Here is a 17,079-nt window from a genome sequence, read left to right on the forward strand (position 1 = left end):
CTCCGCGATGGGCGCATCGGGCCGGGTGACGATGGCCTCCAGCAGGCCCAGCCAGTGGCCGGCCATGCGCTCGATGGTAGCGGCCTCGAACAGGTCGGTGGCGTACACCAGCGTGGCGGTGAGGCCCTCCGCCGATTCGAAGGTGGTGAGGCTGAGGTCGAACTGGGCGCTGCGCACCTCGCGCGGCACCGGCTCGACCTGCAGCTCGGCGGAGCCCTGGGCTGGCGTGCCGCGCTCCGCCTCCAGGTGGTTGTACATCACCTGGAACAGGGGCGTGTGGCTGAGGCTGCGCTCCGGTTGCAGGGCTTCCACCAGTTGCTCGAAGGGCAGGTCCTGGTGGGTCTGCGCGCCCAGGGCCAGCTGCCGCACCTGTTGCAGGAGGGCCCGGAAGCCGGGGTTCTCCTCGAAGCGCGCATTGAGCACCTGGGTGTTGACGAAGAAGCCGATCAGCCGCTGGACTTCCGCGCGCTGGCGGTTGGCCACGGGCACGCCGACGCGGATTTCCTGCTGGCCGCTGTAGCGGTGCAGCAGGGCCTGGAAGGAGGCCAGCAGGAGCATGAAGGGCGTGGCGTTTTCCTGCTGGGCCAGGGCGTGCAGGCGGCGCGCCAGCGCAGCGGGCAGCGGTACGTCCAGGCTGGCACCGCCGCTGCCCTGCACGGCCGGGCGGGGGCGGTCGGTGGGCAGTTCCAGCACGGGGTGGTGGGCGCCCAGCTGGGCCTTCCACCAGCCCAGCTGGCGGTCGCGTTCGCCGGCTTCCATCCAGTGCCGCTGCCAGAGCGCGTAGTCGCCGTACTGGATGGGCAGCGGCTCCAGGGCGTCCGGCTGGCCGGCCTGGTGGGCGCTGTAGAGCTGCACCAGTTCCTGGGCCATCACCTGCATGGACCAGGCGTCGGAGATGATGTGGTGCTGCACCAGCAGCAGGATGTGGTCCTGCTCGCCGAGCGGGATCAGGCGCACCCGCAGCAGGTCACCGGCGAGCAGGTCGAACGGCTCGTCGATCAGCGCTTCCAGGTGCCTGTGCAGGTCGGTTCCCGGCGGCAGCGTCTCGTCGACGATGGCCAGCGGCGCCGCTGCCTCGACGCGCTGGTAGCGGCGGGCGTCGTGCTCGTAGAAGCGGGTGCGCAGGCTCTCGTGGCGCGCCACCAGGCCGTCGAACGCATGCTGCAGGGCGGCGCGGTCCAGCGGGCCGCGCAGGCGCAGGGCCAGGGGCATGTTGTAGGCCGTGCTGGTGGGGTCCAGCTCCCAGAGGAACCACTGGCGCTCCTGGGCGAAGGACAGCGGCAGGTGCTCGAACTGGCCCCGGGTGACCGGGATGGGCAGGCGCGACAGGCTGATGCCCTTGTCGCTCATCTGCCGGTACAGCGTCTTGCGCGGCTCGGCGGGGAGCTTGATGAAGCGTTCGACCAGGGCGGACAGGGAGTGGCTTTGCATCAGTGCGTCTCCAGCACATCGAGCAGATCGAACAGATCACTCAGGTCAGAATCGGTGGTGGGGGTCTGGTGGGCGGCGAGCCGGCCGGCGAAATCCTCGAAGGTCGCGCTTTCGAACAGGCTGGCCAGCGGCGCCTCGATCTTCAGCTTCAGATGGACCCGCGAGATCACCTGGGTCGCCAGCAGCGAGTTGCCGCCCAGGGCGAAGAAGTTGTCGTCCTGGCCGACCTGCTCGATGCCCAGCACGGCGCGCCAGATGGCGGCGACACCTTCCTGCAGGGCGCCTTCCGGCGGGCGGTGCAGCTGCGCGGCGGTGCGCAGCTCCAGGGTCGCCAGCACCTTGCGGTCGAGCTTGCCGTTGGCGTTGCGCGGCATCTGTTCCAGCACCTGGAACAGCGGCGGCACCATGTAGGCGGGCAGCTGGCTCTTGAGGAAGGCGCGCAGCCGCTCGAGGTCCTCGGCCAGCGCCTCGGCGCCTTCGTGCAGGGTGAGGAAGGCCACCAGCTGCTTGCCCCGGCCGCTGTCGCAGACCAGTACGGCGGCTTCTCGGATGCCAGGGTACTGGGCGATGCGGGCCTCGATCTCGCCGGGCTCGATGCGGAAACCGTGGATCTTCACCTGGTGGTCGACACGGCCGATGTATTCGAGGGCGTGGTCGTCCGTGCGCCGGCGCGCCAGGTCGCCGGTGCGGTACAGGCGTTCGCCGGGCACCAGGGCGAAGGGGTTGGGCACGAACTGCAGGGCGGTGCGCACCGGGTCGGCGCAGTAGCCGCGGCCGACGCCGACGCCGGCCACGCCGATCTCGCCGGTGGCGCCGTCCGGAACCAGGGCGAGGTAGTCGTCCAGCAGGTACAGGCGGTTGTTGTCGGTGGGGTGGCCGATGGGCACGACGGGGCGCTGGGCGGAGGCCGGGGTCAGCGTGCAGAACGCCACGTCATCCGAGCACTCGGCGGGGCCATAGGCGTTGACCATGGGGATGCCCGGGTAGCGGCGCAGCCAGGCGGCGGCCGTCTCCGCCGGCAGGGCCTCGCCGGTGGGCAGCAGCCAGCGCAGCCCGGGCAGGGGCTGGGGCGGCTCCTCCAGCATCGCCTGGATCAGGGCCGGGACGATCTCCAGCACGGAGATGCGGTGCGCACGCGTCTGCTCCAGCAGCGCGGCGGGGTGGCGCGAGACGGCGTCGGGGAAGATCCGCACCTGGGCGCCATACAGCGGTGCGGTGAGGAACTGCCAGACGGAGATGTCGAAGGCCTGGGAGGCGGTCTGGGCGATGACGTCGTGCTCGTCCAGCCCGAGGTAGGGCACCTTGCTCAACTGGTTGTTGAGCATGCCGGCCTGCTCGACCATCACGCCCTTGGGCTGCCCGGTGGAGCCGGAGGTGAAGATCACGTAGGCCAGGTGGCGCGGCCCGGTCGGGATGCCGGGCCGAGCCTCGCGGTGCGGGCCGTGCGGCAACGACTCCCAGACGATCAGCTCGATCTCCCGCTGGGCGCCGGCGATCAGTGCCAGGGCGCGCTGGCGATGGGCCGCCGTGCAGACCAGCGCCGGTGCGCGGCTGCGTTGCAGGATGTCGCTCAGGCGCTCGTCCGGGTGACTGGGGTCCAGGGGCAGGTAGCCGGCCCCGGCCTTGAAGGTGCCGATCATCATGCCGAGCAGTTCGAGGTCGCGGTCCGCCAGCAGGGCCACGGCCTGGTCGGGCACCACCGCGGCCTCGACGAGGCGGTTGCCGAGGCGGTTGGCGTGGCCGTCCAGCTCGCGGTAGGTCCAGCTGCGGGCCTCGCAGGAGGCGGCGATCCGCTCGGGGTGGCGGTCGACGCGGGCCTCGAACTGCGCTATGTAGCCGGTCGACAGGTCGTGCCCGACCTGGGTCCGGTTATGGCGCAGGACCTGCTCGGGGTCGTCCGCCCCGGCGTCCAGCAACGGCTCGACCGGGCCTTCCAGCCCATGGGCGAGGGCGACCAGGAAGCCGCGGAAGCGCGCGAGCATCGCGTCCATGGTCGCGCGGTCGAAGTAGCGCGTGTCGTAGGACAGGTGCAGGCCCATCTGCTCGCCGGGGTAGATGACGGCGGTGATCGGGTAGTTGGTGTGGGTGCGCGAGGACTCGGCGGCCACGCCGAGGTTCCTGGCGTCCTCGCCGACCGAATCGTCGAGCGGGGCGTTCTCGTACACGAACAGGGTGTCGAACAGCGAGAGGCCCGGTTGCAGCTCGCTGCACGCCTGGATCTTCACCAGCGGCAGGTAGTCGTACTCGCGCATCGCGACGTTGGTCGCGAGGATGCCCTGCAGCCATTCGAGCACGCCGGTGCCCAGGTGCGGTTCGGGAATGCCGACGCGCAGGGGCACGCTGTTGATGAACAGCCCCACGGTGCGCTGCATCTCCGGGATGTGCGCCGGGCGGCCGGATACGGTCACGCCGAAGACCAGGTCCCGGGCCCGCGAATGGTGATGCAGGGTGAGGGCCCAGGCCGCCTGGACGAAGGTGTTCAGGGTCAGGCGGTACTGGGTGGCGCGCTCCTGCAGCAGGCGGCTCTCGTCGAGCTCCAGCCAGGTGTAGTTGTCGTCGATGGCGGACGGTGCCGCCTGCTCGCCCACCGAGGGCCTGTCCATCGGCAGGGCGGTGGGCTGCTCGAACCCTTCGAGCTGCTGGCGCCAGAACGCCTCGGCGGCTTCGGGGGCCTGCCGTTGCAGCCATTCGATGAAGTGGCGGAAGCGGTAGGGCGTCTCCAGGTGTTCCTGGCGGCCCTCCAGGCGTGCGCGGTAGATCTCGAAGAAGTCGGCCATCAGCAACGAGCGGCACCAGGCATCGAGCAGGATGTGGTGGTTGCTCATGACGAACAGGTGGGTCTGGTCGGGCAGGCGGAAGAGGTGGAAGCGGATCGGCGGCGCATCGGCCAGGTCGAAGCCGGCCTTGCGCTCCGCTTCGAGCATGGCCTCGATACGGGCCTTGGCTTCGTCGGCGGGCAGCAGGCTGAGGTCCAGCGGCGCGACATCGACCTCGGGGGCGCGACGGATCACCTGCAGCAGCTCGCCACCGGTGTTCCACACGAAGGAGGCGCGCACCGCCTCGTGGCGCTGGATCACCTGGCGCCAGGCGGAGCGGAACTCGGCGTAGTCGAGTGCCTCGCGGATGACGTAGCACTCCTGCATGAAGTAGATGCCGGAATGCCGTTCGAGCAGCGTGTGCACCAGCAGGCCTTCCTGCATGGGCGACAGCGGGAAGATGTCCTCGATGTCCTCGGCGGCGACCGGCAGGGCGTCCAGCTGCGCCTGGTCGAGCCTGGCCAGGGGGAAGTCCGAGGGCGTCACGCCCAGGGCGCGGCCGGTGCAGCAGTGTTCCACCAGCTGCTCGATCTCGGCCAGGCAGTCGTTGGCCACGGCGGCGATGGCGTCGCGGTCGAACATCTCGCGGCTGAAGGTCCAGCTGAGGCCGAGGCGGCCGTCGTACACCTGGCCGTTGATGGTCAGCCAGTTGCCCAGGGGCGCGGCGGCGTCGCGCTCGTCGCCGGTCGGGCCCGGGCAGGGGGCCAGGAACGCGCCCGAGGCGTCGTCGAAGCTGCCGTCGAACTGGCCCAGGTAGTTGAAGGTGACGCGCGGAGTGGGCAGCGCCGCCAGGCGCCGGCGGGTTTCCTCATCACCCAGGTAGCGCAGTGCCCCGAAGGCGATGCCGTTGTCGCGGACCGTGCGCAGCTGTTCCTTGATCGCCTTGATCGAGGCGCCGATGTCCACCTGCGGGGCCAGGCGTACCGGGTACAGGCTGGTGAACCAGCCCACGGTGCGGGTCAGGTCGAGCTCGTCGAACAGGTCTTCGCGGCCATGGCCTTCCAGCTCCACCAGGGCCGACGGGGCGCCGGTCCAGCGGCACAGGGCCCGGGCGAGGGCGGTGAGCAGCAGGTCGTTGATCCGCGTCCGGTAGGCGGCGGGGGCGCTGTTGAGCAGCTTCGCCGTACTCTCCGGGTGGAGGCCGATGTCGACGGTCTCGGCGTGCCGGGACGAGAGGCTGGCATCGGCCCGGGCGCCCGGCAGCACGTCGCCGCACGCGGGCTCGTCGGCCCAGTGCAGCGCCTGCCCGGCCCGGGTGGCCGCGTAGGCCTGGAGCCGCTCGCCCCATTGTCTGAAGGCGCTGGTCTTGGCCGGCAGTTGCAGGGGCTCGCCGGCCTGGAGCTGGCGGTAGGCCGTCTGCAGGTCGTCCAGCAGGATGCGCCAGGAGACGCCGTCGACCACCAGGTGGTGGATCACCACCAGCAGGCGCTGGCCTTCGTCGGCGCAGTCCACCAGCAGCGCCCGCAGCAGCGGGCCCTTGGCCAGGTCCAGGCTGCGCTGGGCCTGCTGCGCGAGGGGCTCCAGGTCCGCCAGTCGCTCCAGGCGGTGCTGCCAGAGCAGTTCCGGGTCGTCGTGGAGGCCCCGGTACTCGGCGTGCCAGCCATCGGCCCGCTGGTGGAAGGCCATGCGCAGGGCGTCGTGGTGGCTGACCAGCGCGTGCAGGGCGCGGGTCAGCAGGTCGGGCTGCAGGGGCTGGGCCGGTCGCAGCAGCACCGACTGGTTCCAGTGGTGGCGCTGGGGCAGTTCACGCTCGAAGAAGGCGTGCTGCACGGGCAGCAGCGGTGCCGCACCGGTCACCGGGCCCTGGTCCGCCACGGGCGCGTCGTGCTCAAGCACCTGGGCGACGGTGGCCAGGCCACGGATGGTCTGGTTGTTGAAGAGGTCCCTGGGGGTGAAGCGCAGGCCGTCCTGCCGGGCGCGGCTGACGACCTGGATCGACAGGATGGAGTCGCCGCCCAGCTCGAAGAAGTTCTCGTCGATGCCGATGCGCTCGCGCTTGAGCACCTCCTGCCAGATCGCCGCGATGCGCCGCTCCAGCTCGTTCTGTGGCGCCTGCCAGGGGCGCTGGGTGGCGCTGGCATCGGGGTGGGGCAGCGCGGCGCGGTCGAGCTTGCCGTTGGCGGTCAGCGGCAGGCGGTCGAGCATCACCCAGTGCGCCGGCACCATGTGCTCGGGAAGCCGTTGCGCCAGGGCCTGCATCAGCTCCGTACGCAGCGCCTGCTCGTCGCCCCGGGCGGCTTCGCGGGGGCTCCAGTAGGCCACCAGCTGGCGGCCGGCGGTCATGTCCACGGCGAGCACGGCGGCCTGGTGAACCAGGGGCAGCTGGGCGATGGCGGCTTCGATCTCGCCCAGTTCGATGCGCAGGCCCCTGATCTTGACCTGGTGGTCGGTGCGCCCCAGGCATTCGAGGCGGCCGTCCTGGCGATAGCGGGCCAGGTCGCCGGTGCGGTAGAGGCGGCCACCGTCCGAGAACGGGTCGGCGACGAAGCGCTCGGCGGTCAGCGCGGGCTGGCCGTGGTAGCCCCGGGCGAGCCCGGCGCCACCGATGTACAGCTCGCCGCTGACGCCGATGGGGCAGGGCTGCAGGTGCTCGTCGAGGACGTAGCAGGCGAGGTTGTCGATGGCGCGGCCGATCGGCGGCATCGCCTCGCCGGGCGCCTCGCCCAGGTCGAAGCGCTGGAAGCAGGCATCGATGGTGCTTTCGGTGGGGCCGTAGAGGTTCACCAGCGGGCCGGCCCAGTGTTGGCCGATCTGGAGCAGCAGCGCGTTGTCCAGGGCCTCGCCGCCGAGTGCCAGCAGGCGCAGGGAATCCAGTTGCCCGGCCTGGCCGTGGGGCAGCAGGCCGCGCATCAGCGAGGGGGCCATCTGCAGGTGGGTGATGCGGTGTTCGGCGACTTCCCGCCACAGCAGCGACAGGTCCTCGGCCAGTGCGGAGGAGCCCAGCACCAGTTGCGCGCCGCTCATCAGCGGCAGCCAGAACTCCCAGACCGAGGCATCGAAGCTGATGGCGGTCTTCTGCAGCACCCGGTCCTCGGCGCACAGGGGGATCGCGCCCTGCATCCACTGCATGTGGTTGCTCAGCGCGCCATGGCGCACCTGCACGCCCTTGGGACGGCCGGTGGAGCCGGAGGTGTAGATCATGTAGGCGAGCTGTTCGGGGTGGGCGGCAGCGTCGACGGCGTGCGCCGGGCCCTCGCTCCAGATCGGCCGGGCCGCATCCAGTTCCAGGGTCGGCAGCGCATCGGGGACGGGCAGCTGCCCTGCCAGCGCGGCCTGGGTGAGCAGCACGGTGATGGCGCTGTCTTCGATCATGTACGCCAGTCGCTCGCGCGGGTAGCCGGGGTCCAGCGGCACGTAGGCGCCGCCGGCCTTGAGCACGGCGAGCAGGGCGATGACCAGCTCCGGGCAGCGGGGCAGGGCGATGCCGACGCGCACGTCCGGGCCCACGCCCTCGGCCAGCAGGCGATGCGCCAGGCGGTTGGCCTGGCGCTCCAGTTCGGCGTAGCTCAGGGTGCGCTGTTCGAACCGCACCGCCGGGGCCTCGGGGGTCGCCCTTGCCTGGTCGGCGATGGCCAGGTGGATGGGCTGCAGGGCCGGCGCCACGACCGGGCCACGGCTCTGCGCCAGGCGTGCCTGGCGTTCCTGCTCGGGCTGGGTGGCGAGCGCACCGAGGGGCCGCTCGGGGTGCTCCACCAGCCCCTGCAGCAGGTGCTGCCAGTGGCGGGCGATGCGGGCCACGGTGTCCTCGTCGAATGCGCAGGCGCGGTATTCCAGGGTCGCGCGCAGGCCGTGCGGCGAGGATTCGACGTCCAGCGAGAGGTCGAACTTGGCGTCCTGCTCGCCCGCTTCCAGGGGCTCGATGGACAGGCCGGCGATGGCCGGCGCGACGGTGCCCGCGTCGGCGACCCGCCAGTTGAAGAGCGTCTGGAACAGCGGGTTGCCCTCGGCGCTGCGCTGCAGGTCGAGGTGTTCGAGCAGGTATTCGATGGGGTAGTCGGCATGCTCCATGGCGGCCAGCGACTGCTGGCGCAACCCCTGGAGGAATGCCAGGCCGGTCTGCGCGCCGTCGATGCGGGCCTTGTAGACCTGGGTGTTGACGAAGCAGCCCACCAGCTCCTGGGTTTCGGCGCGGTTGCGCCCGGCGTTGGGCACGCCGACGGTGAATTCGCGTTGGCCGCTGTAGCGCGCCAGCAGCAGCTGCCAGGCACCCAGCAGCATGACGAAGGGCGCCACGCCAAGCGCCTGGCAGCGTGCGCCGAGGCGCTGCACCAGGTCGCCCGGCAGGTCGTGCGCGAGCTGCCTGGCCGTCGCCGGGGCGGTGGGTTGCGGCGCCCGGTCGAGGGGCAGGGCGAGTGGCGGGACGTCCGTGCCCAGGTAGGTGCGCCAGTAGTGGTGGGCGTTCTCGAAGGCGGCGCTGCCCGGGTAGACCTCGCGCTGCCAGTGGGCGTAGTCGGCGTACTGGATGGCGGGGCGCGGCAACGGGCGGTCGTCGCCGTTCGCCGCCTGCAGGTAGCCCCTTGTCAGGTCCTGCATGAGGATGGGGTTGGACCAGGCATCCGAGACGATGTGGTGCAGAGTCAGCAGCAGAGTGTGCTCATCGCGGCCCATGCGCAGCAGCGTGCAGCGCAGCAGCGGCGCCCGGGCGAGATCGAAGGGTGTCGCGGCCTCCCGCCGGATGTGCCGGGCGAGCCGCTCTGCGCGCTCCGCTGCGGCCAGCGTCGAAAGGTCGTGGACCTCCAGGGGCACGGTGGCGGAGGCGTCCACGCACTGCCTGGGCGTGCCATCGGCGGCCTCGAAACGGCTGCGCAGGATGTCGTGTCGGTCGACGACCTTGCCGAGGGCGATCTCCAGCAGGTCCGCCTGCAACGGGCCACGGATGGTGAAGGCGCGCGGCAGGTTGTAGGCCGAGCCCTGGGGATCGATCTGCTGCGCCAGCCAGAGGCGTTGCTGCGCGAATGAAAGCGGGCGGGGGCCCGGGTCGGGAAGGCGGCGGATGGCGTCGCTCGGTTCGCCCTCGTCGGCGAGCAGCAGGGCCAGCAGGTCGTCATCGGGCAGGGAGGGGAGTTGCTTCATTGTCGATCTCGTGGCCGTCGGCTGAAAACAAACGTTGTCATGAAGACGAAGGCTGGCGAGCGGGATTTAGGCGCCTGGGGCGCTTTGCCGGAGGTGGCGGGGAAGCTGGGCGGGCGCGCCGGGGCGCCCGCCGCGAAGGGGTCAGGCGAGGGCGGGGGTGTCGCGGGTGATCCTGCCGGTCTGCAGGCGGATCAGCTGGTCGGCGATGTCGAAATAGCGGTCGTCGTGGGAGATCACCACTAGGGTCTTGCCCATGCGCTTCAGGTCCGGCAGCAGCTCGGTGTAGAAGATGCGGCGGAAGGTCGGGTCCTGGTCGGCGGCCCATTCGTCGAATACCAGCACCGGGCGTTCATCGAGCCATGCGTTGACCAGTGCCAGGCGCTTGCGTTGCCCGGTGGACAGGTCGGTGGTGGTGAAGCGGCCATCCTTGACGCTGACCTTGTGGGCGATCTCCAGGCGCTCCAGGTACCGGGTGGCGTCCTGGGGGACGGCCCGGTCGGACGCGAGCACGTCCTCGAACAGGAAGTAGTCGGCGAACACCGTGGTGAACAGCTGCCGGTATTCGTCCAGGCCCTTGGCGTCGACGGCCTGGCCGTTGACCCGGATCTCGCCCTGCTGCGGGCTGTACAGGCCCAGCAGCAGCTTGATCAGGGTGGTCTTGCCGCAGCCGTTCTCGCCGACGATGAAGAGGATCTCGCCGGCCTCGACATCCAGGTCGATCGGGCCGAGCGTGAACGGGGCGTTGCCGTCCACCGCCGGGAAGGCGTACTGCACGTTGCGCAGCTCCAGGCGGTGCAGCGCGGGGGCGGGCCGGGGCGGCGTGTCCAGCAGCAGGTGCGGCTCCGGCGAGGAGAAGCGCTCGGCCAGGTCGGCGATGCGGCGGAAGGCGATCTGCGCGCGGCCGACGATGGGTAGGTTGCCGATCAGGTTCTCCAGCGGCCCCTTCATGTAGAGCAGGACGAGGACGAACCCGCTCATCACCTCCGGGTTGGCGCTCGGCCAGATCGACTGCATGGCCAGGGCCAGGCCGATCACCACGAAGAACAGCATCGAGCCGAAGCTCTTGGCGATGACGAAGATGTTGATCGCGCGGATATGGGTCTGGCAGATGAAGTCGGCGGTGCCCTGGATGTTGTCCTTGAGCATGCGCTGGCGGCGCGGGCGGTGGATGCGCAGTTCCTTGGCGCCCTCGGAGATCGCCTGGTAGTGCTTCTGCAGGTTGTCCTCGGCGTCGCGGGCGGCGTGGAAGCCCCGCAGGCCCTTGCTCTGCGCGACGAACTGCACGGCCGAGCCGATGCCGATGGCCAGCAGCGTGAGCGCGAAGATGGGCAGCGACAGCGTGGCCAGGTAGCCCAGGCAGCCGAGCACCACGGTCATGGAGATGGCCAGGGGGGCGAAGGCGAAGGCGAAGTCGCTGATGGTGTCGACGTCGTGGGTCAGCACCGGGATGAGCCGGTGGGTGCGATAGCGCTCGATCTGCTCGATCGGCGCGGCGAGCACCTTGGCCCCCAGGTCCTTGCGCAGCAGCGCGATGACCCGCTGGCCCACCGAGTTGCTGCCGATGTCGGCGGCGATGCTGGCCAGCAGAGCGACGGCGCACAGGCCGACGAAGGCCAGCACGACCTGGCGGTCGATGCCGGCCTCGCTGTGCAGGCCCTGGTTGACCGTGGCCAGCAGCGCCGTGACGCTCAGGCCGCCGAGGATGCCGCACAGGATCGAGACGAACAGGGTCGAGCGGTAGGGCTTGATCAGGCTCAGGAGTTCTCGGGTGGCGCTGCGTGGGGATGAAGTCATGGAATCGGCCTCGTTCACCGCATGGGGAGGCAGCCCCTGGCGGTGAACCTGGGGCTGTGTAGAGAGAAGACGAGTCGTCGCGGGGTGGATTTAGCGCGCCGGCGCGGCGGGCTCAGAGCTCGCGGGCGACGCGAAAGCCCAGCCAGTCGCCACGGGTGGCGGGGTCGCGGTCGTTGCGGTTGCCGGAGCGGGAGAAGATCGGCGCCTCGGAGTAGTCGTTGCCGCGGATCATGCGGGATGCGCAGTTGCCGGCCAGCCACGGGCTGCCGTCGACGGGGGCGCCCTGGTAGTCGTCGTTCTGGCAGTCGGCCACCCATTCGTAGACGTTGCCGTGCATGTCGTGGACGCCGAAGGCGTTGGCCGGGAAGCTGCCCGCCGGGGAGGTGTAGTTGTAGCCGTCGGCGGCGCCGTAGGTGTTGGCGTGCCGGGCGATGCTGTAGTCCTTGCCTTCGTCGAGGGGGAAGGGGAACGGGCCCTCGCTGCCGGCGCGGGCGGCGTACTCGCGTTCGGCCTCGCTGAGCAGGCGGTAGTGCTTGCCGGTCTTCTTCGACAGCCAGGCGACATAGGCCCTCACCTCGTCGTAGCTGATGCACACGGCGGGCTGCTCGGGGCCCTGCGGGTAGCTGGGCTTGCCGTTGCTGCACAGGCGGCCGGGGCGGTCGTCGCCATCGGGGAGGGTGACCTTGGCCTCGCGCTGCCAGGCCTGCAGCTCCCCGGCCAGCACCTGGAACCGGCTGATGGCGAAGGGCCTGGCGAAGGTCACGGTGTGCAGCGGGCCCTCGTCTGGCTGGCGGCCGAGCTCGTTCTCGGGCGTGCCCATGGTGAAGCTGCCGGCGGGCAGCACGACCATCTCGGGGCAGTCCTTGCAGTCCTTGAACGGGGTGCCGGGTTCGTTCGCCCTGGCAGCGATGGCGGGGGTGGTGGCGAGCAGGGTGGCCACCAGGGCCAGGGGCTTGAGTGCGTGCATGGCGGTTCTCTCGAATGGCGAAAGGGTCAGGCGAGCTGCGGGGCGAGGATCTCCAGCACCCGGTCGATCTCGGCTTCGTCGTTGAGCAGGCTGGGCGCCAGGCGCACCACGGGGCCGACGTCGCGGTCCACGGCGTCGCTGATCACCTTGCGCTCCAGCAGGTAGCGGGCGACGGCGTCGCAGTCGCGGCCCTCGACGCGGAAGAAGGTGAAGCCCGAGGACAGCTCGCGGCTGCGCGGCGTCACCAGCTGCACCCTGGCGTGCTCGAGGAGGCGGGCCTTGAGGTAGTCGTTGAGCTGGTGGATGCGCGCCTGGACGTCGGCCTTGCCCAGTTGCAGGTGCAGCTCGAAGGCCTTGCCCACCGCCAGGCGATGGTCGAAGGCGTGGTAGCCGCCGGGGGTCATCAGGGTGCCGAAGGTCTCGCCCTTGGTGAAGGTGGGGACGCTGGGCACCAGATGGGGCTGCGGCGTCTCCTCGCGGGCGATGATCACGCCTGTGCCTCGGGGGCCGAACAGCCACTTGTGGGTGCCGGCGATGAAGTAGTCGCAGTTGAAGTCGGCGAAGTCCAGGTCCTCGACGCCGAAGCCGTGGACGCCGTCCACCACGTAGAGGAGGCGATCCGCCTCGTCGCGGCCCTGGTTGATCTCCTTCACCAACTGGCCGACCTCGCGCGCCGGCAGCTTCACGCCGCTGCCGGACTGCACCCAGGTCATGCCCAGCACGCGGGTCTCGGGGCGGATGGCCTGGCGGACGTTGCCGAGCATCTCGTCCACCGAGGCGAGGTGCGGGTCCTTGAACAGCGCGACGCGGCGCACCCGGGTGCCCATCAACTGCTCGCGGTAGTCCAGGCGCGCGTTGGTGGAGTAGTGCTCGTGGGCGCTGACCAGGATCTCCTTGTCCGGCGCCAGCTGCAGGCCGCCATAGATCATCGCCAGGCCGTCGGTGGTGCTGCCGGTTAAGGCGACCTGGCCGGGGCGCACGCCGAAGTAGCGGCCGGCCCAGGCGCGCACGTCGTTCTCGTAGCCCCAGAGCTCCTCACGGTCCCAGTCCAGCACCTCGCCGGGGTTGGCATCCAGCCGGGCACGGAAGTGGGCGATGGCCTCGCGCACCACGCGGGGGTGGGAGGCGAGCAGGAAGGAGCAGAAGTGCAGGTAGTCCGGGTCCAGGTCGAACTGCTGGCGCAGGGCTTGCCACTTGTCCCGGGCGGGGCTGGCCGGCAGTGTGGCGGCCCGGGCGTCGCCGGCGAGGGCGGAGCCCAGGGGCAGGGCGGCGGCGATGAGGCCGGCGTGCTTGAGGAAGGTGCGACGGTCGCTCATCAGCCACGCTCCGCTTGCGGTTGTGCGGCGCTGGCGGCGGCCGGTTTGGCACGGCGCTGCACCTCCTCCCAGACGCGGAGGAAGTTGCCGCCCCAGAGCTTGGCGATGTCGGCGTCGGAGTAGCCGCGCAGGATCAGCTCGGCGGTGAGGTTGCGCGACTCGCCGACGTTCATCCAGCCCTCGACGCCGCCGCCGTCATTGAAGTCGCTGGCGATGCCGACATGGTCGATGCCGACCTTGCGCACGGTGTAGTCGATGGCGTCCACCAGTTCCTTGACGCTGGCGCGGGGCTCTTCCTCGAGGATGGCGTAGAGCGCGCTGGCGTACTCGCCGAAGCGCTGCTCCGGCCAGATGGCGATGATCGGGTCGCCCGGCATCAGGGCGTTGGCCAGGCCGTCGAGCGGTTGCAGGCCGAAGCGCGCACGCAGGGCGTTGAGCTTGTCCAGGGTGGGCTGGCTCAGCGGCTTGAGGTAGGCGGGGAAGCCCACCACCTGGATCACCCCGCCGCTTGCCTTGATCCGCTGCATTTCCGGGTCGCTGAGGTTGCGCGGGATGTCCACCAGCGCGCGCGGCGCCGAGTGCGAGGCGACGATGGGCGCGCGGCTGAGGCGGGCGACGTCTTCCAGGGCCAGGGTGGACATCTGCGACACGTCGATCACCACGCCCAGGTCGTTCAGCCGTGCCACCGCCTGCTCGCCCAGGGGCGAGAGGCCGCCGAGGGCGTCGACGCTGTCGTTGAAGAAGGGCAGCGGGCGCGAGGAGTCGGCCCAGGCGTTGTTGCCCACGTAGCTGAAGCCGAACATGCGCATGCCGCGCGCGGCCCAGGTGTCCAGGGCGCCGAGGTCGTCGCCCATGGGATAGGCGTTGAGCATGCTGATGAAGATGGCGAACTTGCCTTCGCCGTGCAGGCGGCGGAAATCGGCCGGGGTGTAGGCGATGCCGACCTGGTTGGGGAAGTCGCGCACCATGCCGCTGATGATCCTGTAGCGCAGCTCCTGCTGGTGGCGCGCCTCGTCGACGAAGGCGGCGGTGGGGCGATGGGGCGCGTTGGGGCCGTTCCAGATCTCCGGCCAGCCGAAAATGGTCAGCGCCGCACCGGAGAGGCGCCCGCGCCCGGCCTTGATCAGGTCGAACTGGCCGTCGCCGTCCCGGTCGGCCTCCTTGCCTTCGGTGCCGAAGTCGGTGGGCACGGTGATGTGGCTGTCGAAGGAGAGGATGCGGTCCTGCAGCTCGGCGGCGTGCTTCACCACCTCCTTCGGGTAGCCCTCGGCCTGGCGGTACGCGAGGACGTACCAGGCCGCCACAGCGACGAGGGCGAGGAGGAGTGCCAGGGCGGCTAGGTAGGGGGCCTTGCTGGAGCGGGTCGTGTTCATTGCCATCCCGTTGATTGCCAGGGTCGATACGTGTGCGACGCCCGCCGCTGCGGGGTTCGCCTGTCACGGAGGAACGAGGGTGGCGGTGGGAAATTTAGCGTTCGGCCAGCTGTAAATTTGTTTCAGGGCCTCTCGTTCTAGCTGGATAGGCGTGGCTGACACGGATGCGGATGTGACGATGAGGTTTTCCAGGCGTGGGTTCATGGCGGGGCTGGCGGTGGTCGGGGCGGCAGCGCCCGCGGTGTGGTACGCGCGCCAGCCGGTGGACCACGACGACAGGCTGGAGCCGGGCCAGGTGGAGACGCCCGGCGAGGCCAGCGTCGAGGTCGCGGCCGGCGAGGGCGTGCGCATCGCCGACACGCTGCGCGGTATCTGGGACCTGCGTTTCAGCGGCATGGACATCGGCCTGGACGACCTGCCGTTGCAGGGCGTCGAGATGCTGCTCGACGTCGGTCCCGGTGGCCGTTCCCTGCGCGGTTTCATCGATGTGGGCGCGCGCCTGCGTGGCCTTGGCGAGCCGCGTTACCGGGTGCTGGGCGAACTGGCGGCGGCGGACGCGCGCACGGTGCGCTGGCGCCTGGTGCCGGCCGGCGAATCGGCGCCCAGCCACGAGCTGGAGGCGATCCTCGACGAGGTGTGGGGCGGGTGGGGGGACGCCGGTGCGGGCACCCTCAGCGGCCGCATCCGCCGCCTCGACCGGCCGCTGGACCTGCCCGAGCCGGACAGCCGCTTCGTCGCCATCAAGCGTGCCTTCCCCGAGGCGCAGCGGGTCACCCCGCTGGCGCCGGCGCTGCTGGCCTGGCTGGTCTCGCCCGGGCACCGGCTGTTCCACCAGCTCTGGCACGCCACGCGGGACAAGTGGCACCGCCTCGACGACGCCAGGCGCGATGCGCTGCGCGGTGCCGGCTGGCAACCCGGCCCGCGCGATGCCGAGCGCGGCGCACGGGGGCGGCGCAAGCACCTCAACGGCTCGGGCGAGGATTTCTTCTTCATGCACCGGCACATGCTCGGCCAGGCCCGTGCCCTGCAGCCCGACCTGCCGAACTGGACGCGCCTGCCGCTGCCCTCGCCCTATGTCGAGCATGACCGCCTGGGGTTCATCCGCTACCAGGAGAACCGGGACGGCGATTCGGTGCCCCCGGCCTGGGTGGCCGCCGACGACGAGGAGCTGAGCCAGTGGCTGCACGGCATCAAGGCGGCCGAGACCTTCTTCGGCAACTTCCAGGTCTGGGAGTCGCAGTACCAGGACCCGGACTACCTGAGTCGCCTGACCCTGGCGCAGTTCGGTTCGGAAGTGGAGCTGAACATCCACGACTGGCTGCACATGCGCTGGGCGACCGTGACCCGCGACCCGTCCAACGGCATGCCGGTGGTGGGCGATCGCGAGCCCTCCGACTATGCCGCGCGCTGGTTCCGCGATGAGAACGACTACCTGGGCGACCCCTTCTCGTCCCACGTCAACCCGGTGTTCTGGCGCTTCCACGGCTGGATCGACGACCGCATCGAGGACTGGTTCCGCGCCCACGAGCGCGCCCACCCGGGCGAGGTGCAGCGTCGCGAAGTCAACGGCGTGCCCTGGTTCGCGCCGGGGCGCTGGGTGGAAGTGGCCGACCCCTGGCTCGGGCCCACCACCCACGGTTGCGGCGGCATCGCCGATGCCGGCGGCGGTGCCGGGGAGCTGGAGGTCGAAGCCATGAAACTGGCCCTGCGCATCGCCTTCAGCGGCGAGGAGGACATCGGCGACCTGCTGCGCCGGACCCCGCGCCGGCCCTGGTATGCGCGCAACCTGAAGCTGCCGGGCAAGGGGTGACCGGGGCGCTGCCCATCGGTATCCGGGGCGTCCCGGGCAATGGATCGCGGATGAATTGGTTCTGCCTGCGTTATGTGTTGCTAGAGGGTCTTTGGTCAGGCCGATTGCCGAGTCTTGCTGATGGTTCCTGTTTCGCCTTGCCGGGCGAGTTTCTTTTGGCAGTCGTCGGGGTGCCGAACCACCCAAAAGAAACCAAAAGGGCTTGCCCCTGCATACGGGTCTGGCTGAAGCCAGACTTCCCTCGCTCCATCATCGTTTCAGGGGCCCGGCGTAACGGGCCATCCATGGCCCGGTACGCCTTTCGCGACATCCATGTCGCTCAACCCCTGAAACGACGATTGCGCTCGGCCTCCTGAAGGGGCGTTTGGCCGCCGCTCCAACCTCTTCGCCAAAATCTTCATCAATGTGCGCATCACGCTCGGTGCGCAACGGTTTCCGTAGGATGGCGTAGAGCGAGGCGAAACCCATGCGGTGGGCGCGACAGGAAGTCATAAATGCC

At 70.4% G+C, this 17,079-nt stretch carries 6 protein-coding genes and 2 pseudogenes; 1 reads left to right on the top strand and 7 read right to left on the bottom strand.

The genetic code is table 11. The features are described from left to right. The 7 genes and pseudogenes from WFQ67_RS16915 to pvdM all read right to left on the bottom strand — a co-directional run. Window positions 1-1,431, bottom strand: a 1,431-nt coding sequence (locus tag WFQ67_RS16915) for a condensation domain-containing protein (protein WP_337057615.1), incomplete at its 3' end; no start/stop codon positions are given. An 83-nt stretch (window positions 1,432-1,514) separates the two neighbouring features. Next, window positions 1,515-3,362 (bottom strand): annotated as a pseudogene (locus WFQ67_RS30420) (amino acid adenylation domain-containing protein); the annotation flags it as partial. A gap of 3 nt (window positions 3,363-3,365) precedes the next feature. Then, window positions 3,366-9,320: pseudogene (locus WFQ67_RS16920) on the bottom strand (amino acid adenylation domain-containing protein); the annotation flags it as partial. A 141-nt stretch (window positions 9,321-9,461) separates the two neighbouring features. Further along, window positions 9,462-11,114 carry a cyclic peptide export ABC transporter gene (locus WFQ67_RS16925; protein ID WP_337057617.1) on the bottom strand — a complete coding sequence of 551 codons (1,653 nt, stop codon included), beginning with the start codon at window positions 11,112-11,114 and terminating at the stop codon, window positions 9,462-9,464. Window positions 11,115-11,226: 112 nt separating this feature from the next. Next, window positions 11,227-12,081, bottom strand: a complete 855-nt coding sequence (gene pvdO / locus WFQ67_RS16930) for a dihydropyoverdine dehydrogenase (RefSeq protein ID WP_337057618.1) — start codon at window positions 12,079-12,081, stop codon at window positions 11,227-11,229. 26 nt (window positions 12,082-12,107) lie between these two features. After that, complete coding sequence (pvdN, locus tag WFQ67_RS16935) at window positions 12,108-13,397, bottom strand: pyoverdine-tailoring periplasmic protein PvdN (protein ID WP_337057620.1); 1,290 nt, start codon at window positions 13,395-13,397, stop codon at window positions 12,108-12,110. Further along, window positions 13,397-14,770 (bottom strand): pyoverdine-tailoring dipeptidase-like protein PvdM, encoded by a 1,374-nt coding sequence (gene pvdM, locus WFQ67_RS16940; RefSeq protein ID WP_337057621.1) that lies wholly within the window; start codon window positions 14,768-14,770, stop codon window positions 13,397-13,399. The genes pvdN and pvdM overlap by 1 nt, the downstream gene beginning before the upstream one ends. A gap of 178 nt (window positions 14,771-14,948) precedes the next feature. Here pvdM and pvdP point away from each other — a divergent pair, with 178 nt between their 5' ends. Then, the gene (pvdP, locus tag WFQ67_RS16945) at window positions 14,949-16,580 is read left to right on the top strand and encodes a pyoverdine maturation tyrosinase PvdP (RefSeq protein ID WP_337057623.1); all 1,632 of its coding nucleotides are present in this window, start codon (window positions 14,949-14,951) and stop codon (window positions 16,578-16,580) included. Window positions 16,581-17,079: the final 499 nt, after the last annotated feature.

This window comes from Pseudomonas sp. USHLN015 (genome assembly GCF_037153275.1).
Taxonomy (GTDB): Bacteria; Pseudomonadota; Gammaproteobacteria; order Pseudomonadales; family Pseudomonadaceae; genus Metapseudomonas; species Metapseudomonas tohonis.